We start from the raw sequence: 21,980 nt of genomic DNA on the forward strand, positions 1-21,980 counted from the left end.
CCCCTTACATCGCGATAGGTCACTGAAGAGGAGCCTTCACGCCCGTTTCTATGGGCTGAGAGGCAGCGGGGCAATCCCTCCTCTCACACGATCCTGTCAGGACGCATCGAGCGGAGAAAATATGCTGGGCATCGGTACACTCGCGAAAAAGGTTTTCGGGACCCCAAATGATCGCAAGGTCAAGGCGACCCGTCCTATCGTGGCGAAAATCAACGCGCTGGAGCCCGAGTTTGAAAAACTCGATGACGCCGGTCTGATCGCAAAAACGGAAGAGTTCAAAAAGCGTGTCGCAGAGGGCGAAAGCCTCGACGCGCTGTTGCCGGAGGCATTTGCCAACTGTCGCGAGGCGGCGCGTCGTGCGCTTGGCCTGCGCGCGTTTGACACGCAGCTCATGGGCGGCATCTTCCTGCATCAGGGCAATATCGCAGAGATGAAAACCGGTGAGGGCAAAACGCTCGTCGCGACCTTCCCGTCCTATCTGAACGCCCTGACGGGGAAGGGCGTCCATGTGGTGACGGTCAACGAATATCTGGCCACGCGGGACGCCGAATGGATGGCGAAAGTGTTCGAAGCGCTGGGTATGACTTGCTCTTCGATCTACAGCCAGCAGCCTGAGGACGAGAAACGCGCGGCCTATGCCTGTGATGTGACCTATGCGACCAACAACGAGCTGGGCTTTGATTACTTGCGCGACAATATGAAATCCGAGCTGGGTGAGATGGTCCAGCGCGGGCATCATTTCGCCATCGTGGATGAGGTCGACTCGATCCTGATCGACGAAGCCCGGACACCGCTGATCATTTCCGGCCCGTCCGATGACCGCTCTGAGCTCTATCAAGCCATCGATGCGCTGATCCCGCAGTTGACGGAAGAGCATTTTGAGCTTGATGAGAAAACCCGTCAGGTAACCTTTACCGAAGAGGGCAACGAGTTCCTCGAACAGATCCTGCACGAGGCCGGGTTCCTGCCAGAAGGTCAGACGCTTTACGATCCGGAAAGCACCACCATCGTGCACCACGTCAACCAGGGCCTGCGCGCGCATAAACTGTTCCAGAACGGTGTGCATTACATCGTGCGTGACGGCGGCGTGGCTTTGATCGACGAATTCACCGGCCGCATGATGGCCGGACGTCGTCTCGCCGATGGTCTACATCAGGCGATCGAGGCCAAGGAAGGCGTTGAGATCAAGCCCGAGAACATCACCATGGCTTCTGTGACCTTCCAGAACTATTTCCGTCTCTATGAGAAACTGTCCGGCATGACCGGCACGGCCGCCACCGAGGCTGAGGAATTCATGGAGATCTACAAACTCGGCGTGGTCGAAGTGCCGACCAACCGTCCGATCCAGCGGATCGACGAACATGACCGGGTGTATCGCACCGAGGGTGACAAACTGGCCGCTGTCGTGGAGTCGATCCGCGCAGCCCATGCCAAAGGTCAGCCGGTTCTCGTCGGCACGACGTCCATCGACAAATCCGAAGAGCTGTCGCAATTCCTGACCAAAGAGGGCATCACCCACAACGTGCTGAACGCAAAGCAGCACGAGATGGAGGCGCAGATCGTCGCCGATGCTGGCAAATACGGCGCGGTGACCATCGCGACCAACATGGCCGGTCGTGGCACCGACATCAAACTCGGCGGCAATGTCGAGATGAAAGTGATGGAAGCCATTGCCGCCAATCCCGAGGAAAACCCCGACGAGATTCGCGCGCGGATCGAGGCAGAACATGCCGAGGAAGAAAAGCGCGTGTTGGAGGCGGGCGGGCTTTATGTTCTCGCCACCGAGCGCCATGAAAGCCGTCGCATCGACAACCAGCTGCGCGGTCGTTCCGGCCGTCAGGGTGACCCGGGGCGCTCCTTGTTCTTCCTGTCTCTCGAAGACGACCTGATGCGGATTTTCGGCTCCGAACGTCTCGACAAAATGCTGTCGTCTCTGGGCATGAAAGAGGGTGAGGCCATCGTTCACCCTTGGGTCAACAAATCGCTCGAAAAAGCGCAGGCGAAAGTCGAGGGTCGCAACTTCGACATCCGCAAACAGCTTTTGAAATTCGACGATGTGATGAACGATCAGCGTAAAGTGGTGTTCTCCCAGCGTCGCGACATCATGGAATCCGAGAACGTCAATGAGATCGTCGAGGATATGCGCCATGAGGTGATCGAAGATCTGGTGGGCGAGGCCATTCCTCCGAAGTCCTACCCGGATCAGTGGGATGTCGAAAAGCTGCATCGCGATCTGGCAGAGGCGCTGAACATGGATCTTCCGGTCAAGGAATGGGCCGATGAAGAGGGCGTGGATGATGAAGCCATCATCGAACGCATTTCCGAGGCCTCTGACCGTATGATGGCGGAAAAGGAAGAGTCCTTTGGTGCCGACCAGATGCGTCAGATCGAAAAGCAGTTCTTGCTGAACACGATTGATGCGAAGTGGCGCGAGCATCTTTTGACGCTCGAACATCTGCGTTCCGTTGTGGGCTTCCGCGGCTATGCGCAGCGTGATCCGCTCAACGAGTATAAGAACGAAAGCTTCCAACTCTTCGAGTCCATGCTCGACAGCCTGCGCAGCGAAGTGACGCAAAAACTGTCCCGCGTGCGCCCAATGACCGAAGAAGAGCGCAGCGCCATGTTGCAACAGTTGGCCCAGCAACAGGCCGCAGCTGTCGCGGCTGCACAGCCTCAGCCGGTGGGTGAACCCGAAGAGGGTCATCCGAACGAGGTTCCGGGGTTTGACGAAAACGACCCCTCGACTTGGGGCAATCCGGGGCGCAACGATCTTTGTCCCTGTGGCTCTGGTAAAAAATTCAAACATTGCCACGGCGCTGTTTGATCTAAGCAATGCGACCCGTGTTCGATCTTCGACACGGGTCGTTTTCTTTGCTCTTCGCGGTTGAAAGTCGGCGCGCCAAAGCGGACACTCCCGCAAATATTTCAAAGTCGATAAGGGCGTGAGCCATGTTGAAATCTGTGCGCGTTCTCGCCGCAACGCTGGCGTGTCTCGTGACCCCGATTGTGGCGACGGCCCAAGATGTGAACCTGCTGTCGCGTGATGGGTCTATCTCGATCAGCGGCAATTTTCTCAGCTTTGATGGTGAGTTCTACCGCGTCGAAACCGATCTTGGCGTGCTCACTGTCGACAGCTCAGGCGTGCTTTGTGAGGGGCCAGGGTGTCCTGATCTTGATGGCTACTACGCCCAAATTCGCATGTCCGGGGATACCAAGGGCACGCGCGTTCTGTTGCCCGCGTTGATCACGGCATTTGCGCTCAGAAATGGCTATACCGTCGCGACGAGCCCTTTGAGCGAAACACAGCGGTCGATGATCCTGACGGATGCCGAGAACGATCTCACGGTTGGGGAGTTCCTGCTGTCTGATACGTCAAATGCCGAAGGTTTCGCTGATCTCGTATCTGAGAACACGGATATGGTCCTGACGCTGCGCAAGGTGGCACCAATGGAAATGGCGTTGGCCTTTGAGGCGGGTGTGGGCGATCTGTCCGATCCCTTGCGGGCGCGCGTTGTCGCGCTCGACGGGTTGGTGCCTGTCGTCTCGCGGTCGAATATCGTGCATGGGCTATCGTTGTCCGATCTTTCGGCGATTTACCGGGGCCAAATGACGAATTGGCAAGAGATCGGCGGGGCCGAGGCCCCGATTGTCGCCCATTTGATGCGGGACGATTTGCAGGACGGCAGCGAGTTTCGGCGGATGATCCTCGGTCATGGGGTGCAGATCGCGGAAGGTACCGTGACGCTGCACGATCGCTATGACAGTCTGGTTGCCGCGATTGAGCAGGACCCCTATGCGCTGGGTCTTGGCCGGATGTCAGAGGGCGGGACAGTGAAGCCCGTTGGTCTGAGCGGCGCCTGTGGCTTCGAGGCACGGGCTGCGGCTTCTGACATCAAAAGCGAGGATTACCCGCTGACCCGGCCCGTCTTTCTTTACACGCCCGCGCGTCGCTTGCCGACGCTGGCGCGTGAATTCCTTTCCTTCGTGGTGTCGCCCGCGGCGCAGATCGTGGTCGCGCGGACGGATTTTGTCGATCAGGGTGTAGATGAGTTGTCTTTCCGTGATCAGGGCCGCCGTTTTGCCAACGCGATCAGCCATGCGGGCGAGGAAATCACACTCGAGGATCTGCAATCCGTGACGGGCACGCTTCAGGGGGCCAAGCGATTGACGCTCGGCTTCCGGTTCGAAGGTGGCTCCACGACACTCGATGCGCAATCGCGCTCGAACGTGCATCTCTTGGCGGAACTTTTGGAGGCCGGGGTTTATGACGGGCAGGCGCTGACTTTTGCCGGGTTCTCGGATGGTCAGGGTCGTGCGTCGATCAACGCGGCACTGTCCAAGCGCCGGGCGGAGGCGGTTTTGAAAGCGGTCCGGCAGGCGCTGGGCGATGCCTTTGAGGCCGACCGAGTGACCTTGCGCGCGACGGGTTTTGGTGAGGCGATGCCTTTGGCCTGCGATGACGTCGAATGGGGACGCTCTCTCAACCGACGCGTCGAGGTTTGGGTCAAATCTCAGAGCTAAATCAAAGATAGCCTGATCCACGGAAGCTCAGCTCCGTCGATTTTCCGATGATCAAATGATCGTGCAACTGGATGTCCAAGGCCTCTGCGGCATCCCTGATCTGGTTCGTCATGCCGATGTCCGCGCCTGAGGGGGTTGGATCACCGGACGGATGGTTGTGCACGAGGATCAGCGCGGAGGCATTTAGCTCCAGAGCACGTTTCACCACCTCGCGTGGGTAGACCGGCACGTGATCGACCGTGCCGCGGGCCTGTTCTTCATCGGCAATAAGGATGTTTTTGCGGTCGAGGTAGAGCACGCGGAACTGTTCGGTCTCGCGATGGGCCATCGTCGTGTGACAATAGTCCAGAACCGCATCCCAGCTCGATATCACGGGCCGCTGCATCACGCGGGCGCGGGCCAGACGGTGCGCGGCGGCCTCGACAATTTTGAGGTCTTGGGCGGCTGCAATATCCATCCCCTCGACTTCCAGAAGACGCGGGATCGGAGCGGAGATGACCCGGTTGTAGTCGCCGAAGGCCGCGATCAAGGCGGCGGCAATCGGTTTCACATCGGCACGGGGCAGGGCGCGGTAGAGCACGAGCTCCAACAGCTCGTAATCCGGCATCGCTTGCGCGCCGCCGTCGATGAAACGGTCCTGCAAATGCTTGCGATGATTGCGCAGATAGCTTGGCGGGCGCGACGGGAGGACGACCGGGCGGGCCTCGTCTAGGTCGAAGAGCCAGTCGGGCATTTCCCGAAATGCGGAAGGGGGCGAGGGCGTGTTCATGAAATAATCCATGGCCCGATTCGCTGAAAAAGGAGTTAACGCGAATTAAGAAAGGGCGCCTCAGCGCCCTCTCACATCATTCAGGTGTGTTTCATCCCATCCCAGAAGCTTTTGACTTTCTTGAAGAAAGATGAGCTTTCCGGGTTGTTGTTGTCTTCGCCCAGCTTGTCGAACTCTTGGAGAAGTTCTTTTTGCTTGGCCGTCAGGTTCACCGGTGTCTCCACCGCGAGCTCGATGAACATATCGCCCTGACCACCGCCTCTGAGCGCTGGCATGCCTTTCGCGCGCAGGCGCATCTGGCGACCGGATTGGCTGCCCGCAGGGATTTTCACCCGCGAACGACCACCGTCGATGGTCGGCACTTCGATGTCGCCGCCGAGCGCCGCCGTCGCCATCGAGACTGGCACGGAGCAATGCAGGTTCACACCTTCGCGCTCGAAAATCGCATGAGGACGGACTTCGATGAAGATATACAAATCTCCGGTCGGCCCACCGCGAAGCCCCGCCTCACCTTCACCTGCGAGGCGAATGCGCGTGCCGGTTTCGACGCCCGCGGGGATGTTGACGGAGAGCGAGCGCTCTTTTTCAACACGACCTGCGCCGTGGCAATCGTGGCAGGGATCCTTGATCGTCTGACCAAGTCCGCCACAGGCCGGACAGGTGCGTTCGACCGTGAAGAAGCCCTGCTGCGCGCGGACTTTGCCCATGCCGGAGCACGACGGGCAGGTTTGCGGCTCTGCTCCGTTCGCAGCGCCCGTGCCGCTACAGCTAGTGCAGGCGACGGAGGTGGGCACGTTGATGGTTTTCTGCGCGCCTTTGTAGGCTTCTTCCAAGGTGACACGCATGTCGTAGCGAAGGTCCGAGCCGCGTTGAGCCCGAGACCGGCCGCCGCCACCGCGCTGACCGCCCATGAAGTCGCCGAACAGGTCGTCAAAGACATCGGAGAAGGCTGAGGCAAAGTCGCCCTGACCTGCACCGCCGCCGAAGCCGCCACGCCCGCCGCCCATTCCGCCTTGCTCGAAAGCAGCGTGACCGAAGCGGTCATATGCGGCTTTCTTGTCGGCATCCTTGAGCGTGTCATAGGCCTCGTTCACTTCCTTGAACTTGGCCTCCGCATCGGGGTTGTCCTTGTTGCGGTCGGGGTGAAACTCCATCGCTTTCTTGCGATAAGCTTTTTTGAGCTCCGCGGCATCCGCGCCTTTTTCGACGCCAAGCACTTCGTAATAATCGCGTTTTGCCATGGATCTATTCCTTTAACAGAACCGCAAAATCGAACCGGCCCAAAACGGGCCGGCTCAAACGGTCCTTACATGCGCTTACGAGCGCTTGTTGTCGTCAAGATCCTCAAAGTCGGCATCCACGATGTCGTCATCGACGGAGGACGGACCTTCGTCCACATCGACGTCATCGGCCTGACCCGAAGAGGCTTGTTCGGCCTTGTAGATGGCCTCACCCAGTTTCATGGCCGCATCGGTCACGTTCTGGATGCCGGAACGGATTTTGTCCGGGTCTTCGGTTTCGAACTGATCCTTGAGCGCGGCGATCGCAAGCTCGATGGCTTCGATCGTGGTCGGGTCGACCTTGTCGCCGTGCTCTTCCATGGATTTCTCCGTGGAGTGGATGAGGCTCTCGGCCTGGTTCTTGGCTTCGACGAGATCCTTGCGCTTTTTGTCGGCTTCCGCGTTTTCTTCGGCGTCCTTGACCATCTTTTCGATGTCCTCATCGGACAGACCGCCGGAGGCTTGGATCGTGATCTTCTGCTCTTTGCCGGTGCCTTTGTCTTTGGCGCCAACTTCGACGATACCGTCGGCATTGATGTCGAAGGTCACTTCGATCTGCGGCATGCCGCGCGGTGCCGGCGGGATCCCTTCGAGGTTGAACTGGCCGAGGATTTTGTTGTCGGCGGCCATTTCGCGCTCACCTTGGAAAACGCGGAGCGTCACGGCGGACTGGTTGTCTTCAGCCGTTGAGAAGATCTGCGACTTCTTGGTCGGGATCGTCGTGTTGCGGTCGATCAGGCGGGTGAACACGCCACCCAGCGTTTCGATACCGATGGACAGCGGGGTCACGTCGAGCAGAAGCACGTCTTTGACGTCACCTTGAAGAACGCCGGCCTGAATGGCGGCACCCATGGCAACCACTTCGTCCGGGTTCACGCCTTTGTGCGCCTCTTTACCGAAGAATTTGGTTACTTCTTCGATGACCTTCGGCATACGGGTCATACCGCCAACGAGCACAACCTCGTCGATGTCGGAGGTGGAGAGGCCTGCGTCTTTCAGAGCCGCTTTACACGGGTCCATCGAGCGTTTGATCAGATCGGACACGAGGCTTTCGAGCTTTGCACGGGTCAGTTTGACCACGAGGTGCAAAGGCGTACCGGAGGACGGGTCCATAGAGATGAACGGCTGGTTGATCTCGGTCTGGGTCGAAGACGACAGCTCAATCTTGGCTTTCTCGGCGGCTTCTTTGAGACGCTGCAGGGCCATCTTGTCTTTGGTTAGATCGACGCCATGCTCTTTTTTGAACTCCTCGGCGAGGTAGTTCACGATGCGCATGTCGAAGTCTTCACCACCCAAGAAGGTGTCGCCGTTGGTGGCCTGCACTTCGAAGACGCCATCACCCAGTTCAAGGATGGTCACGTCGAAGGTACCGCCGCCAAGGTCATAGACCGCGATGGTTTTGGTGTCGTCTTTGTCGAGACCGTAGGCCAGAGCCGCAGCGGTGGGTTCGTTGATGATCCGCAGCACTTCGAGACCGGCGATTTTGCCGGCGTCTTTGGTCGCCTGACGCTGGGCGTCGTTGAAGTAGGCCGGAACGGTGATCACCGCTTGGGTCACTTCTTCGCCGAGGTAGGATTCAGCGGTTTCTTTCATCTTGCCCAGGATGAAGGCGGAGATTTGCGAGGGCGAATATTTGTCGCCGCGCACCTCGACCCACGCATCACCATTCCCACCGTCAACGATGGAGTAGGGCACGAGTTTCTTATCTTTTTCCACGGCTTCGTCGCCCATGCGACGGCCGATCAGGCGTTTCACGGCGAAAACCGTGTTCTCGGGGTTGGTCACAGCCTGACGTTTGGCTGCCTGACCCACGAGGCGTTCACTGTCGGTGAAACCGACGATGGAGGGCGTGGTACGCGCCCCTTCGGAGTTCTCGATCACACGCGGCTGCGAACCATCCATGATGGCAACGCAGGAGTTGGTGGTCCCGAGGTCGATACCGATGACTTTGGCCATGCTCAAAATCCTCTCTTAGGCGATGTTGTGACGTTGGACCCATTGCGGCGTCCGCCGTCGATCCCAATGTTATTGACCGACCTGAAATCCGGTTTGAAGTTCGGGCCGATCAAGGCTTCTGGGCGTATATAAGGACGGGTTTTGGCCCCTGCAAGTTGTGCGAGGGGGTCTATGCATGGAAAAATGGAGTCATTTCCGTAAGAAACCGTCAGAGGTTATTAAAAAATGCAAAAATCTGTGCCGTTGGATTTGCGGGGGATGCAGGTGTTCAAGGGCCTTTTAGGCCTTGAGGAGCAAAAACGCCTTGTCGCGGCACTGCGCGATGTGGTGCGCGAGGCGCCTTTGTTTCATCCGATGACGCCGTCGGGCAAGCGGATGTCGGTGCGGATGACCTCTGCCGGGCGGTTCGGCTGGATCACGGATGCCAAGGGCTATCGCTACAGTCCGATGCATCCGGATGGGCAGGCCTGGCCGGATATGCCCGAGTCTGTATTGAAAGTCTGGGCGGAGGTGTCAGGTGCGACGCGTGCGCCGGAGTCCTGTCTGATCAATTTCTACGACGCGGAGGCCAAAATGGGTCTGCATCAGGATCGCGACGAAGAGGATTTCTCACAACCTGTGGTGTCGATCTCTTTGGGAGACGAGGCCCTGTTTCGGGTTGGCAACGAGACACGCGGCGGCAAGACTGAGAGTCTTTGGCTCAGCTCCGGCGATGTTGTGGTGATGGGCGGAGTGTCTCGGCTTTTGTATCATGGCATCGACCGCGTGAAGGCAGGCAGCAGCAGTCTTTTGCCGAAAGGTGGACGGATCAATATCACGCTTAGGGTTGTGACCTGAGACTTACCGCGCGCCCCAGCTCAGCGACACACGTTTGCGAGTGAAAAACTCTGCCAACAGCCCGATGGTCAGGCAGACGAGCGTAAAGACCACCGGATACATGATCGAACTTTTGTGCGGGTTGTAATTCACAAAGGTAAAACCGCGGGCTTGGTCGATGGTGTGAAACAGAGGGTTCCAGGTGAACATGGCGATCATGTAGCTGGGGGTCTGGTTGGCAACGAACATCTTGCCAGAGGTGAACATGTTCGCGCGTGTGTAGATCGTCTGCAGAAGATTAACAAAGCCAGGAGCCCAAGGTTTTGCTGCGAGAAACACCATTCCGATGGCCGACCCTGAGGCCCAAGACAATAGGAACATTCCGAAAGCACCTGAGATGTTCTGGAAATGCGCGGTGCCCCAGCCAAGTGAATACCCAAAGAGGATGACGGCCACCGAAAGGGTCTGAGTATAGAGTGTGCTCAGAGCTGCTGAGGTGATCGCGATGGCCGTGTTCATCGGTGCGTGTTGCATCATCGGGGAAGTGGCGCCTTCCGAGGAGGCAACGGCGGTGAGGGATTTGTTGTGTGTCAGAAACAAGAAAATGCCGGACAGAATAAAAAGGATGAAATCGCCACGAATGGCTGAGCCGCGCACGCCCAGAATTGTGTACATAAAGCTGAAAATAGCGACGAGGATCAGTGTTTGCGAAATGCTGACAAGCAACCCGATGAGGGGATTGCCGTTCGATTTGCGCACATGTCTGACCGTGTTGACGAAAATCAGCCGCAGGACCGTCAGGGCGGCCGACAGACCGCTTTGGGTTCTGGTGTAGTGGAACATCCTGTTGTCCTGTCCTGAGAATAATGCCTGCCGATATTGGATACGGGCGAGGGATTTCTTGCTGTTCCCTGTGAGGCGTAGCATAAGGTTGTTGAGGTTTTCTTTCAATGAAAACGCATCGATGTGGCGATTTAGGAGCGTAGTAATGGATTTTGATCAACTCATCCCGGTGATGCGACGCCTTGCGATCGAGGCCGGGGAGAAGATCCTTGAGATCTACAATTCGGATGATTTCGAGGTCAAAACAAAGTCTGACGAAAGCCCGGTGACCGAAGCGGATGAGGCAGCGGATGCCTTGATCTCCGCAGGTCTACGCGCGGCCTTTCCGGATGTGACGCTGATCACCGAGGAACAGGCCGATTCTCACGACCTGAAATCCGACACTTTCCTGATCGTTGACCCACTGGACGGCACGAAGGAATTCGTGAAACGGCGCGGCGATTTCACCGTCAACATCGCCTATGTCGAAAAAGGTGTGCCGCTGCGTGGTGTAGTCTATGCGCCCGCCAAGGACCGGCTGTTCATCACCGATGCTTCGGGTCAGTCCTATGAGGAACTCGGTCCTTTCGATGCCGCAACTCCGGGCGAGATGAAGGAAATTTCCGTGTCCAAGCCGGACAATGAGGCGTTGATGATTGTCGCATCGAAATCTCACCGCGATCAGGCGACCGAAGATTACCTTTCGAAATACAAAGCCAAAGATAGCAAATCGGCGGGGTCTTCGCTGAAATTCTGTCTCGTGGCGACAGGCGAAGCCGATCTCTATCCGCGTGTTGGACGCACGATGGAGTGGGACACGGCAGCGGGTCACGCTGTGCTTCTGGGCGCGGGTGGCGAAGTCGTGCGTTTCGACGATCACAGCCCGCTGACCTATGGCAAAGAAGAATACGCCAACCCGTTCTTTATCGCCTATGCGCCGGGCGTTGAGCTGAAAGACGCCTGAAGATGTCCGTTTTGATCGTTATTCCGGCCCGGTTCGCATCGACGCGCTACCCGGGTAAGCCGCTTGTGGAGCTGACTGGCGCCACGGGCGAAAAGAAATCCCTGATCCAGCGCAGCTGGGAGGCCGCTGTGGCCGCAAAAGGTGTGGATCGCGTGGTGGTGGCCACCGACGACGACCGCATTCGTGCGGCGTCCGAGGCCTTTGGCGCGGAGGTCGTGATGACGTCCGAGACCTGTGCCAACGGGACCGAACGCTGCGCCGAGGCGCTTGAGACGTTGGGCGGTGGCTATGACATCATTGTCAACTTGCAAGGCGATGCGCCTCTGACACCTGCGTGGTTCGTCGAAGATCTGGTCGCAGGTCTGCGCGCTCATCCGACGGCAGAGGTGGCGACGCCCGTGCTGCGCTGTGACGGTCGCGCGCTGAACGGGTTTCTCGAAGATCGCAAGGCCGGCCGCGTCGGCGGCACCACCGCTGTCTTCGGGTCGGACCATAAAGGTCTCTATTTTTCGAAAGAGGTGATTCCCTACACCTCTGAAACCTATGCCGATACGGACGAAACGCCAGTGTTTCATCACGTCGGGGTCTACGCCTACCGTCCCTCCGCGCTGGGCGCCTATCCGAAATGGCCTATGGGGCCGCTGGAGCGTCTCGAAGGTCTGGAGCAACTCCGATTCCTCGAACAAGAGCGCCCGGTTCTCTGCGTTGAGGTCGAATCTCGGGGGCGGCAGTTCTGGGAGTTGAACAACCCCGAGGACGTGCCGCGCATTGAGTCGATGTTGGCGGAAATGTGCGTCAAATAACGCGTCAGATTTTAACTCTTTGCCTGTTTTTTGTGCGGATGCTAGGCAAGACCAGACAGAGTTGTAAAACTGTGCCTTTCCTATGTGAATAGATACGCCTGTTGCTGATCTTCGGGCGTATTGTTCGTATGGTTGGGGCAAGCGTACAAAATTAATGGGCTCATGAGTGCGAGCCGAAGGAGTAGAAGATGAAGAAAGTGACCAAAGCGATTTTCCCTGTGGCGGGTCTTGGCACGCGGTTCTTGCCCGCAACCAAATCCATCCCGAAAGAGATCATGACCTTGGTCGACCGCCCGCTGATCCAATATGCCATCGACGAAGCGCGGGCGGCAGGGATCAAAGAGTTCATCTTCGTGACCTCGCGCGGCAAAGGCGCGCTTGAGGATTACTTTGATCACTCGCCGGTGTTGGAGCAGGAGCTTCGCAAGAAGGGCAAAGACAAACTTCTCGAAGTTCTGAAAACCACGAATATGGACAGCGGTGCCATCGCCTATATCCGTCAGCACAAGGCGCTTGGTCTTGGTCACGCTGTGTGGTGCGCGCGTCGTCTTTTGGACCCGAAAGAACCCTTTGCCGTGATCCTGCCGGATGACGTCATCGCGGCAGAGAAACCCTGTCTGCAACAGATGGTCGAAGCCTACGAAGAACTTGGTGCATCTGGCTCCATGGTCGCCTCTATGGAAGTGCCTGCGGATAAAGTGTCTGCCTACGGTGTTCTGGACGTGAAAGAGGACATGGGCAGCACCGTCTCGGTCAAAGGCATGGTCGAAAAACCTGCGCCGGGCACCGAGCCGTCGAACCTCGCCGTGATCGGTCGCTACATTCTTGACCCGGCCGTGATGCAGAACCTGAACCAGATGAAAGCCGGTGCTGGTGGTGAGATTCAGCTCACCGATGCGATCGCGGATGAAATCGGGACGGAGCGTGGCGTTTATGGCTATCGCTTCGCGGGTCAGCGTTTTGACTGCGGCTCGAAAGCTGGTTTCCTTCAGGCAACGATCTCCTTCGGCCTGTCGCGTGACGATCTTCGCGATGAGCTTCAGGAGTATTTGGATGAACTCTCCGCAGTTCGTGCTGCCGCTCAGTAAGGACCTTACATGGCAAAATCCGTCATTGTGACCGGGGGTGCGGGCTATATCGGTTCGCACGCCTGTAAAGCTCTGCGCGCAGCGGGCTATGAGCCCGTCACCTTCGACAACCTGTCTACGGGTTGGGAAGATGCCGTAAAATTCGGCCCGTTCGAGAAAGGCGATCTCTTGGATCGCGCACGTCTCGATGAGGTTTTCGCCAAATACGATCCCGTTGCCGTGATGCATTTCGCCGCCTTCTCTCAGGTCGGCGAAAGCATGAAGGACCCCGGAAAATACTGGCGCAACAACGTCATCGGTTCTCTGACGCTGATCGAGGCGGCTGTTGCGGCGGGTTGCATGAATTTCGTGTTTTCCTCGACCTGCGCGACTTATGGCGATCAGGACAACGTGGTGCTGGACGAGGACTCGGTGCAATTGCCGATCAACTCCTACGGGGCCTCGAAGCGCGCCATCGAGGACATTCTTGAGAATTTCGAACAGGGGTTTGGCCTGAACTCCGTGATTTTCCGCTATTTTAACGTAGCGGGTGGTGACCCGGAGGCGGAAGTGGGCGAATTCCACCAGCCCGAAACCCATCTCATCCCGCTGATGCTCGACGCGATTGCTGGCAAACGCGACGCTTTGACCATTTTCGGCACGGATTACGACACGCCCGACGGGACCTGCATCCGCGACTATGTGCATGTCTGCGATCTGGTCGATGCGCATGTTTTGGGTCTGAAATGGCTCGAAGAGGGTAAAGGCAGCCGGGTGTTCAACCTTGGCACGGGCAAGGGCTTTTCCGTGCGTGAGGTCATCGACCACTCTCGCGCCGTGACCAATATGGATGTGCCCTATGTCGAGGGCGATCGTCGACCCGGAGATTGCACCAAGCTGGTGTCTGGCTCTGAGCGCGCGATCCAGGAACTTGGTTGGTCGCCGGATCGATCGAACCTTGCCGAGATGATTGGCGATGCCTGGAAATGGCATCAAACCGGGCATTACGACAAGTGAGGCGCACAGCGCGAAAACAGTGATTCAGCTTTCTTAAAAAAGGCTCTAGTCTGGCCCGGTATGTAGAAGGGGACAGGTTTGGGCCGGCTTTGGCAAAGGTATAAGTTGCGGGTTTTGCGACGCCATCTGTTGTGGCGAGCCTTCCGCGCTCGTCACAAGCTTCGCCTTGTGCAGAACCGGACCTCAGGGATGGATGACGCTTCAATCCTGTGCGTTGCCTGCTTGCGCAATGAGGTGCCGCGTTTGCCTTACTTCTTGGAGTATTATCGTCGCCTTGGCGTGACGCATTTCCTTTTTGTCGACAACGACAGCAACGACGGCGCGCGCACGCTTTTGACGGGTGAGCCGGACGTGTCGCTCTGGTCCACGTCGGCGAGCTACAAGGACGCTCGCTTTGGGCTCGACTGGACCACATGGCTTCAGATGAAATATGCGCGCGGCAAATGGTGTTTGACGTTGGATGCTGACGAGCTTTTGGTTTTTCCCGGTGATAAGACCCAAACTCTGCGGGATTTGACCCTTTTTATGGATGAGACCGGCCAGCAAGCGTTGGGCGCCTTGATGCTTGATCTCTACCCGAAAGGGCCGATTGATCAGGTTCGCTATCATGCCGGGCAGGACCCTTTAGAGGTCACACCCTATTTCGACCCGGCTCCCTATCGCGCGGTGCGACAGGTGCCGAAAGACAATCTTTGGGTCCAAGGAGGTGCGCGTGAGCGGGTCTTTTTCGCCGATGATCCGCGGCGCGGGCCGACACTGAATAAGCTGCCCTTGGTGAAGTGGCATTGGCGTTATGTGTATATCAATTCGACCCACGCCATGCTGCCGTCTGTTCTAAATCATGCCTATGACGGGCCGGGTGGCGCGTGTCTGAGTGGTGTGCTTTTGCACACCAAATTTTTGCCTGTGGCGATTGAGAAATCCCGCGAAGAAAAGACCCGAAAGCAGCACTTTGCGCAACCTGACGCCTTCGGTGATTACTATGATGCGGTGATCAAAGGGCCTGACCTGTGGCATGAAGCATCCATAGCCTATGAGGGGGCGGAGCAGCTAGAGGCACTTGGTTTGATGAGTCGCGGAAGTTGGCGGGAGTAGTGGGCGAGACGGGTAGCTTTGGTAAATAGATATAAACAATTATGCGATCTAATCTGAATTGTTTACGATTTGATCGAAATACGTAAATTACTTTTAAGGGTTCTGGAAGAAGGCGCGAATTGACCTATCATCTTGACCCGGGGACATAAGGGCAAACTGGTGAGCAGGTTCGGGCAATATAAGATGCGGCTGAGGCGCAAACGCGCGCTCTGGCGAGCCTTTCGGGCGCGCCGGGAGCTGACTCTTATTCAGGACAATACCTCACGCATTCGTCCCGACGACATTCTGTTGATCTGCACCCTGCGCAACGAATATGTGCGCCTCCCATTTTTCCTGAAGTATTATCGGGATATGGGCGTTCGCCATTTTCTTTTCATCGACAACGATAGCGACGATGGCTCGCGCAAGTTGCTTTTGGGGCAAGAGGACGTGTCGATCTGGCACACGACGGCGAGCTATCGCACCTCGATGTTCGGCGTGCATTGGATGAACTGGATCGCCCGGAAATACTGCCACGAGCATTGGACGCTCACAGTCGATGTGGATGAATTCCTCGTCTTTCCGTTTTGTGACACGCGCCCTATCCCGGCGCTCACCGATTGGCTCGACAACTCCGGGATTAGAAGCTTTTCGGCCATGCTGATCGACATGTATCCGAAAGGGCCGATTGATGCGCAGCCTTACCGCGAAGGGCAAAACCCGTTCGAGATCGCGGAATGGTTCGACAGCGGCAACTATATGATTTCAATGAATCCGGAGTATTACAATCTCTGGATTCAGGGCGGCCCGCGAGCGCGGCTTTTTTTCAAGGACGATCCGAAAAGTGCGCCGTCTTTGAACAAAATCCCGCTGGTCAAATGGCATCGCGATTACGCCTACATGCAGTCGACGCATATGCTTTTGCCGCGGGGGCTCAACCTCGTGTATGAGACCGAGGGTGGTGAAAAGGCCTCCGGCGCGCTGCTGCACGCCAAATTCCTCAACACTTTTGTGGAGAAAACCCGCGAAGAGTTGGAGCGGCGTCAGCATTACGCAGGCTCGCGTGAATACCTTGCCTATCACAGCCGGATCAACGATGACCCGGACCTGTGGTGCAACTGGTCTGAGAAATACATCAACTGGCGTCAGCTTGAGATTTTGGGCCTCATGTCCAAGGGGAACTGGGCATGACGGTCGGTTTCGTGATGTTGGTCCACACCGCTCTGCACCGGGCCGAACAGGTGGCACGCCACTGGGCGACCCATGGCTGTCCCGTGGTGATCCATGTCGACCGGAGGGTGAAGAAAGAGGTCTATCAGCCTTTTGTCGACAGCCTGTCCGATCTCGACAACGTGGTGTTCTCGAAAAGATATGCCTGTGACTGGGGCACGTGGTCTTTGGTGCGCGCGTCGCAAGATGCTTCAGAGCTTATGCTGTCGCGTTTTCCCGAGGCGCGACATGTTTATCTCTCCTCGGGCGCCTGTCTGCCACTGCGCCCCGTCGAGGATCTGAAACACTATCTCGCGGCGCGTCCGATGACGAATTTCATCGAGAGTGTGACGACGGAGGATGTGCCCTGGACCGTTGGCGGGCTGGACTCGGAGCGATTCACTCTGCGCTTTCCATTCTCGTGGAAAAAGCAGAGGCGGCTGTTTGATCGCTATGTCCATCTGCAACGCAAGATCGGGTACAAACGAAAAATCCCTGACGGGCTTGTGCCGCATCTGGGGTCGCAATGGTGGTGCCTGACGCGTCAGACTCTATCGGCGATTCTTGAGGACCCGGATCGCAAGGCCTATGACGCTTATTTCAAACGCGTGTGGATTCCGGACGAGAGCTATTATCAGACCCTCGTGCGGCTCTATTCCAACAATATCGAAAGCCGGTCCCTGACCTTGTCGAAATTCGACTATCAGGGCAAACCGCATATTTTCTACGACGATCACCTTCAGCTTTTGCGGCGCTCCGACTGTTTTGTGGCGCGCAAAATGTGGCCAAAGGCGGAGCGGCTTTATGCAACGTTCCTCAATCCGGATGTTAATCCGATGAAGGGAACAGAACCCAATCCAGGCAAAATAGATCGTATCTTTGCTAAGGCGGTCGAGCGGCGGGTCATGGGCCGCGAAGGGCTTTATATGCAAAGCCGTCAGCCCGGACATGGCAAGGGCCATGGCAAGACCAGCGCGCCCTATTCGATTTTCGAAGGCTTCTCCGATCTCTTCGAGGACTTCGACGAATGGCTGGCGCGATCTGTCGGAGCGCGAGTACATGGACATCTTTTCGCGCCGGAACGGGCCGAGTTTTCAAGCGGGCAAAAGGTATTTTCCGGAGCTTTGTCAGATCATGCGGCGCTGCGGGACTACAACCCCTGCGGCTTTCTGACCTCGCTGATTTGGAACACCCGCGGTGAGCGGCAGTGTTTCATGTTCGGACCGCGCGACACTCAGGACATCACCTGGCTTGTGGCGACGGACCCGAATGCGCAGATCTCGGTGATTTCCGGGGCCTGGGCTGTGACGCTGTTCCGCTCTAACCTGAGCTTTTCCGAAATTCGCCGTGAGGCCGCCCGCTTGCAAAAGATCGAGACACAGCACATCGACATTTTGCGTTCGCAACACGTCAAGGCGCGGATCAGAATCTGGACCATGGCGGATTTCATCGAAAGCCAAATGGAGCCTTTGCAGGCGATCATCGACGAGATCGGTCCGCGCAATATCCGCCGCCTGACCGAGGCGCCGCGCATGCGAGACCTCACTGGCTTTGGACAATTCCTGCAGAACCTGAAAAACCAAGGTATGAAGCCTCATCTCATGGGCGATTTCCCCATGGGCAACGAACCCGATACGCGTCCGCGCTCAAACAAGCGTCCTTACTTGGTAAAATAATTCATGGCCCAGCCCTTCGACTATTTCGTGATTTTTGCAGAGATGCGGACCGGTTCCAATTTTCTGGAAGAAAACGTCAATGCCTATCCGGGGCTGAAATGTTGGGGGGAGGTGTTCAATCCGGGCTTCATCGGCAAGTCGCAGCAAAAAGAGATGCTTGGTATTTCCATGTTGGAGCGTGAATCCGATCCGACCGCGCTTTTGCAAAAGCTGTGTAAATCGACAGAGGGTTTGGCGGGGTTTCGGTTCTTTCACGATCACGACCCTCGCATTTTGGACCATGTGCTTCACGACCCCAAATGCGCCAAAATCATTCTGACGCGCAATCCACTGGACAGTTACGTATCGCGTAAGATTGCGGGCGTGACCGGTCAGTGGCGTTTGGGTGATCTCAAGGATGCGAAATCAGCGAAGGTCACCTTCGACAAGCGCGAATTCCAAACGATGCTGGACGAGCTGAAGGCGTTTCAAATTTTCCTTCAGCGTCAGCTTCAGATGAGCGGCCAGACGGCGTTTTACATCAATTACGAGGACATTCAGGACGTCGAGGTTCTGAACGGTCTGGCGCGCTTTCTCGGTGTCACTGCGGAGCGTAACAAGACCTCGCAAAAGACCAAGGTGCAGAACCCGTCGCGTCTTGAGGACAAGGTGCTGAACTACGCAGACATGATGTCAGACCTTTCGAGCGTGGATCACTTTAACCTTTCGAGCACCCCGAATTTCGAGCCGCGCCGCAAACCCGCCGTTCCGACCTATGTGGCGGCGGCAGAGACGTCGTTGCTCTATATGCCGGTGCGCGGTGGACCTGAGGCCGCCGTGGCAGAATGGATGTCTGCACTGGACAAGGTCGACCCGGAGGCGTTGCAGCATGGGTTTTCACAAAAGACCCTGCGCCAGTGGAAGCGCCAGCATAAGGGGCACCGCAGCTTTACTGTGATTTCGCATCCGGCGCAGCGTTTGCATCGTGTGTTCTGCGATTACATCCTGAACATCAGCGGCAAGACCTACGGCGAAATTCGTGAGACCCTGCGTGCGACCTATAAGCTTCCCCTGCCTGCGGCTGAGCCAACGGAGAGCTACACCCGCGATCAGCATCGTGAGGCGTTTCTCAAATTTGCGGGCTTTGTGCAGGGCAATCTGAATGGCCAGACCTCGGTGCGGGTCGATGGCACTTGGGCTTCGCAATCTGAGGTGATCAAAGGTTTTGCCGATTTCTCTCTGCCGGACATCGTGATCCGGGAAGAAAGTCTGGCGGAGGACCTGTCACATCTGGCCGCGAGCCTTGGGATCAAGCCCGCGCTTCTTAAAGATGAGCCGGAAGATGCGCCCTACACGCTCGCCGAGATCTATGACGCAGAGGTCGAAGAGGCCGTCAAAGCGGCCTATCAGCGCGATTACATGATGTTCGGGTTCAAGCCCTGGGGTCAGTAACAGGGATAAAGGATCAGGCGGCCTTAGTCGCCGGTCCTTCGGTCAGGATCGCGTGCAGCGTGGCGGCCTCGTTGTTCGCGCGCAGCTTGGCGCAAATGTCGCCATTGCGCATGGTGCGGGACACGAGTGCCAGTGCCTTGAGGTGATCGACGCCGGATTCGGCGGGGGCGAAGAGCGCGAAGATCAGATCGACCGGCTGACGGTCCACCGCATCGAAATCCATCGGGCTTTCAAGACGCAAGAAGGTGCCAACCACGCGGTCGAGCCCCTCGATCCGCGCATGCGGCAGGGCGACGCCGTGGCCCACACCAGTGGGGCCAAGGCTTTCGCGTTCCTGAAGTGCATCGACAGTGTCGTTCAAAGTCAGACCATAGACGCTTGCCGCGATCTCACCGAGATCCTGAAACAAACGTTTCTTGCTGGTCATTTTGCCCACGACCTTAACAGCCTGTGGGTCCAAAATCTTTGCGATATCCATTCGAAAACTACCCGCCCCGACCCGTCGAGGCGGGTCGGTTTCTTTATGTCGCGTTGTTGGGGTCAATCCAGCCGATGTTCCCATCCGGGCGGCGGTAGACCACGTTTACACCAGCTTTCCCTTCCTTGTGGAACACAAGGACCGGAGCTCCGGCAAGTTCCATCTGCATCACAGCTTCACCCACCGTGAGGGTCGGAATCGACGCCTCCATTTCGGCGATGATCATCGGCTGCAAGCTGTCGGGTTCCTGATCCTCGTCATGCTCCGATGCGGCGAGGATATACTGGGAACCGCCGAAGAGTTCAACAGGCTCTGCGCGCTCCTTATGGTGATCTTTCAACCGGCGCTTGTAGCGACGCAGTTGCTTGTCCATTTTTTCCGCGCAGGCGTCAAAAGCGGCGTAAATCTCATGCGCGCGGGCGCTGGCCTGGGCCGTCAGACCGGTCGACAGGTGCACCACGGCCTCGCAAACATATTCTGCCCCACTTTTGGAGAACACGACATTCGCATCGGTCGGACGTTGCGCGTATTTTTCAAGCACGGAGCCGAGCTCGGTTTTGACATGCGTCTGAAGCGCTGCACCGATGTCGATTTGTTTGCCGCTGATTTGGTACCGCATAGATACCTCCTTCTTAATATGACCTATGCCCGAACGCTTTTCGGCGTGTCTTCGAGGTCGTGGGTTTTTGTCGAAAGCGGGAATTCAATACATGCGACGGAGACAAAACCGGCACGCTGTGTCGGGGTGTGTTCTGACGCTCTGTGGCCCTGTTGTGCCATGGCGCATCCTGTCATTCGTACGTCACGCATTGGACCATTATAAGGCGCCAGAATGCGGTGAATTGTCAATCAAAACCCGCGTTCAAATGCGGAAATTGTCACCAAGATACACACGCCGAACGGTCTCATCGGCGACGATATCTTCCTTGGTTCCGGACATCAGGACATGACCGTCGTGGAGGATATAGGCGCGGTCAATAATTCCCAATGTTTCCTGTACGTTATGGTCTGTGATCAACACGCCGATGCCGCGGGTCTTGAGATCGGAAACCAGCCCGCGAATCTCAGCCACAGCAATCGGGTCGACGCCTGCGAAGGGCTCATCGAGCAGAACGTAAGACGGATCGGAGGCGAGGCATCTTGCGATCTCGACTCGCCTGCGTTCCCCGCCTGACAGCGACAATGCCGGCGCGCGGCGAAGGTGCGAAATGGAGAATTCGGACAGCAGATCTTCGAGCTTTTCACGGCGCAAAAGCGGGTCGCTCTCAGACACCTCGAGAATGGCGAGGATGTTGTCCTCGACACAGAGGCCGCGGAACACGGAGGCCTCCTGCGGAAGGTAGCCAACCCCCAACTTGGCGCGGCGATACATCGGCAAAAGCGTAATGTCGCGGCCATCCACAATCACCTCTCCGCCTTCGGGCATGACGAGGCCTGCGATGGAATAGAAACAGGTGGTTTTGCCGGAGCCGTTAGGACCGAGCAGGGCAACCACCTCGCCGCGCTCGAGATCGAGAGAGACGTCCCGTATCACGGTGCGTTTGCGATAGCCTTTGCGCAGGTTGCGCACCTTCAGCCCGGTGGTGTCGCTCATCAGTCGTTCCCAGATTGCAGGATCGTTTTCACCCGACCGTCCATGCGCCCTGTGCCGGTGTCCAGATCGATCACCATCCGCTCGCCCGACAACGCGCTGTTGGCTTGGGTCAAAAGTACATTTCCGGTGAGCACAACGGTCGCTGATTCGAGGTCGTATTCCGCGCGCTGGGCCTCTGCGGCTTCACCGGCATTGGTCATGGTGACGCCGCCAGAGGCCAAAAGCCGCGCAATCGCGCCGCCTTCGCTGGCGTAGACAACCTCGACCGTCTGAGCGGTCAGGCGCATCGGGCCTTGGCCGATCACGACATTGCCGGAAAACAGGGCTTTCCCTGTGCCCTGATCGACGCTGAGCTGGTCGGATGTGACCTCAATCGGCAGGCTGCTGTCATGTTTGAGGCCGCCGAAGGCGATCTGCGTGCCTTGTGCCTGTGCGGGGTGGCTCAAACCAAGCGTGAGCATCAGCGCGGTTGTCAGGGAAAGGGTACGGATGATCGTCACGGC

General features: G+C 57.4%; 19 protein-coding genes. 11 read left to right on the forward strand and 8 right to left on the reverse strand.

The window, feature by feature from the left end; genetic code table 11:
• Positions 1-121 precede the first annotated feature (121 nt).
• Positions 122-2,824, forward strand: coding sequence for a preprotein translocase subunit SecA (gene secA / locus J5Y17_RS01095; RefSeq protein WP_219783363.1), 2,703 nt, complete (start codon positions 122-124; stop codon positions 2,822-2,824).
• A gap of 125 nt (positions 2,825-2,949) precedes the next feature.
• The gene (locus tag J5Y17_RS01100) at positions 2,950-4,521 is read left to right on the forward strand and encodes a phosphate ABC transporter substrate-binding/OmpA family protein (RefSeq protein ID WP_219783364.1); all 1,572 of its coding nucleotides are present in this window, start codon (positions 2,950-2,952) and stop codon (positions 4,519-4,521) included.
• 1 nt (position 4,522) lies between these two features.
• Here the strand turns inward: J5Y17_RS01100 and radC are convergent, their stop codons facing one another.
• From radC to dnaK, 3 genes are all read right to left on the reverse strand, one after another.
• The gene (gene radC, locus J5Y17_RS01105; protein ID WP_370628807.1) at positions 4,523-5,290 is read right to left on the reverse strand and encodes a DNA repair protein RadC; all 768 of its coding nucleotides are present in this window, start codon (positions 5,288-5,290) and stop codon (positions 4,523-4,525) included.
• Positions 5,291-5,370: 80 nt separating this feature from the next.
• Entirely contained in the window at positions 5,371-6,531 is a 1,161-nt protein-coding gene (gene dnaJ, locus J5Y17_RS01110; RefSeq protein WP_219783365.1) for a molecular chaperone DnaJ, read from the reverse strand.
• Between the two features lie 75 nt (positions 6,532-6,606).
• Positions 6,607-8,526 (reverse strand): molecular chaperone DnaK, encoded by a 1,920-nt coding sequence (gene dnaK / locus J5Y17_RS01115; RefSeq protein ID WP_219783366.1) that lies wholly within the window; start codon positions 8,524-8,526, stop codon positions 6,607-6,609.
• Positions 8,527-8,751: 225 nt separating this feature from the next.
• Between dnaK and J5Y17_RS01120 the strand changes: the two genes are divergently transcribed.
• Entirely contained in the window at positions 8,752-9,363 is a 612-nt protein-coding gene (locus J5Y17_RS01120) for an alpha-ketoglutarate-dependent dioxygenase AlkB (RefSeq protein ID WP_219783367.1), read from the forward strand.
• A 3-nt stretch (positions 9,364-9,366) separates the two neighbouring features.
• Here the strand turns inward: J5Y17_RS01120 and J5Y17_RS01125 are convergent, their stop codons facing one another.
• Entirely contained in the window at positions 9,367-10,185 is an 819-nt protein-coding gene (locus tag J5Y17_RS01125; protein ID WP_219783368.1) for an ABC transporter permease, read from the reverse strand.
• 145 nt (positions 10,186-10,330) lie between these two features.
• On the opposite strand from J5Y17_RS01125, the gene cysQ reads away from it, so the two are divergent.
• The 8 genes from cysQ to J5Y17_RS01165 all read left to right on the forward strand — a co-directional run bounded on the left by cysQ (position 10,331) and on the right by J5Y17_RS01165 (position 19,405).
• Positions 10,331-11,128 carry a 3'(2'),5'-bisphosphate nucleotidase CysQ gene (gene cysQ / locus J5Y17_RS01130; protein ID WP_219783369.1) on the forward strand — a complete coding sequence of 266 codons (798 nt, stop codon included), beginning with the start codon at positions 10,331-10,333 and terminating at the stop codon, positions 11,126-11,128.
• A 2-nt stretch (positions 11,129-11,130) separates the two neighbouring features.
• On the forward strand, positions 11,131-11,931 hold the full coding sequence (locus tag J5Y17_RS01135; RefSeq protein ID WP_219783370.1) for a 3-deoxy-manno-octulosonate cytidylyltransferase: 801 nt from the start codon (positions 11,131-11,133) through the stop codon (positions 11,929-11,931).
• Positions 11,932-12,119: 188 nt separating this feature from the next.
• Positions 12,120-13,019 (forward strand): UTP--glucose-1-phosphate uridylyltransferase, encoded by a 900-nt coding sequence (locus tag J5Y17_RS01140; RefSeq protein WP_219783371.1) that lies wholly within the window; start codon positions 12,120-12,122, stop codon positions 13,017-13,019.
• 9 nt (positions 13,020-13,028) lie between these two features.
• Positions 13,029-14,015 (forward strand): UDP-glucose 4-epimerase GalE, encoded by a 987-nt coding sequence (gene galE / locus J5Y17_RS01145; protein WP_219783372.1) that lies wholly within the window; start codon positions 13,029-13,031, stop codon positions 14,013-14,015.
• Between the two features lie 189 nt (positions 14,016-14,204).
• On the forward strand, positions 14,205-15,110 hold the full coding sequence (locus tag J5Y17_RS01150) for a glycosyltransferase family 2 protein (protein WP_219783373.1): 906 nt from the start codon (positions 14,205-14,207) through the stop codon (positions 15,108-15,110).
• Between the two features lie 183 nt (positions 15,111-15,293).
• Positions 15,294-16,280 carry a glycosyltransferase family 2 protein gene (locus tag J5Y17_RS01155; RefSeq protein WP_219783630.1) on the forward strand — a complete coding sequence of 329 codons (987 nt, stop codon included), beginning with the start codon at positions 15,294-15,296 and terminating at the stop codon, positions 16,278-16,280.
• The gene (locus J5Y17_RS01160; protein WP_219783374.1) at positions 16,277-17,974 is read left to right on the forward strand and encodes a beta-1,6-N-acetylglucosaminyltransferase; all 1,698 of its coding nucleotides are present in this window, start codon (positions 16,277-16,279) and stop codon (positions 17,972-17,974) included. Before J5Y17_RS01155 ends, J5Y17_RS01160 begins: the two co-directional genes overlap by 4 nt.
• Before the next feature lie 3 nt (positions 17,975-17,977).
• Positions 17,978-19,405 carry a nodulation protein NodH gene (locus J5Y17_RS01165; protein WP_219783375.1) on the forward strand — a complete coding sequence of 476 codons (1,428 nt, stop codon included), beginning with the start codon at positions 17,978-17,980 and terminating at the stop codon, positions 19,403-19,405.
• Positions 19,406-19,418: 13 nt separating this feature from the next.
• Here J5Y17_RS01165 and J5Y17_RS01170 read toward each other — a convergent pair whose 3' ends face one another.
• From J5Y17_RS01170 to lptA, 4 genes are all read right to left on the reverse strand, one after another.
• On the reverse strand, positions 19,419-19,883 hold the full coding sequence (locus J5Y17_RS01170) for a PTS sugar transporter subunit IIA (RefSeq protein ID WP_219783376.1): 465 nt from the start codon (positions 19,881-19,883) through the stop codon (positions 19,419-19,421).
• 43 nt (positions 19,884-19,926) lie between these two features.
• Positions 19,927-20,502: a ribosome hibernation-promoting factor, HPF/YfiA family gene (gene hpf, locus J5Y17_RS01175; RefSeq protein ID WP_219783377.1), complete on the reverse strand. Its 576-nt coding sequence runs from the start codon at positions 20,500-20,502 to the stop codon at positions 19,927-19,929.
• Between the two features lie 243 nt (positions 20,503-20,745).
• Positions 20,746-21,477: an LPS export ABC transporter ATP-binding protein gene (gene lptB / locus J5Y17_RS01180; RefSeq protein WP_219783378.1), complete on the reverse strand. Its 732-nt coding sequence runs from the start codon at positions 21,475-21,477 to the stop codon at positions 20,746-20,748.
• Positions 21,477-21,977, reverse strand: coding sequence for a lipopolysaccharide transport periplasmic protein LptA (gene lptA, locus J5Y17_RS01185; protein WP_370628808.1), 501 nt, complete (start codon positions 21,975-21,977; stop codon positions 21,477-21,479). The genes lptB and lptA overlap by 1 nt, the downstream gene beginning before the upstream one ends.
• Positions 21,978-21,980: the final 3 nt, after the last annotated feature.

The organism is Celeribacter sp. PS-C1, assembly GCF_019429625.1.
Classification (GTDB): Bacteria; Pseudomonadota; Alphaproteobacteria; order Rhodobacterales; family Rhodobacteraceae; genus Celeribacter.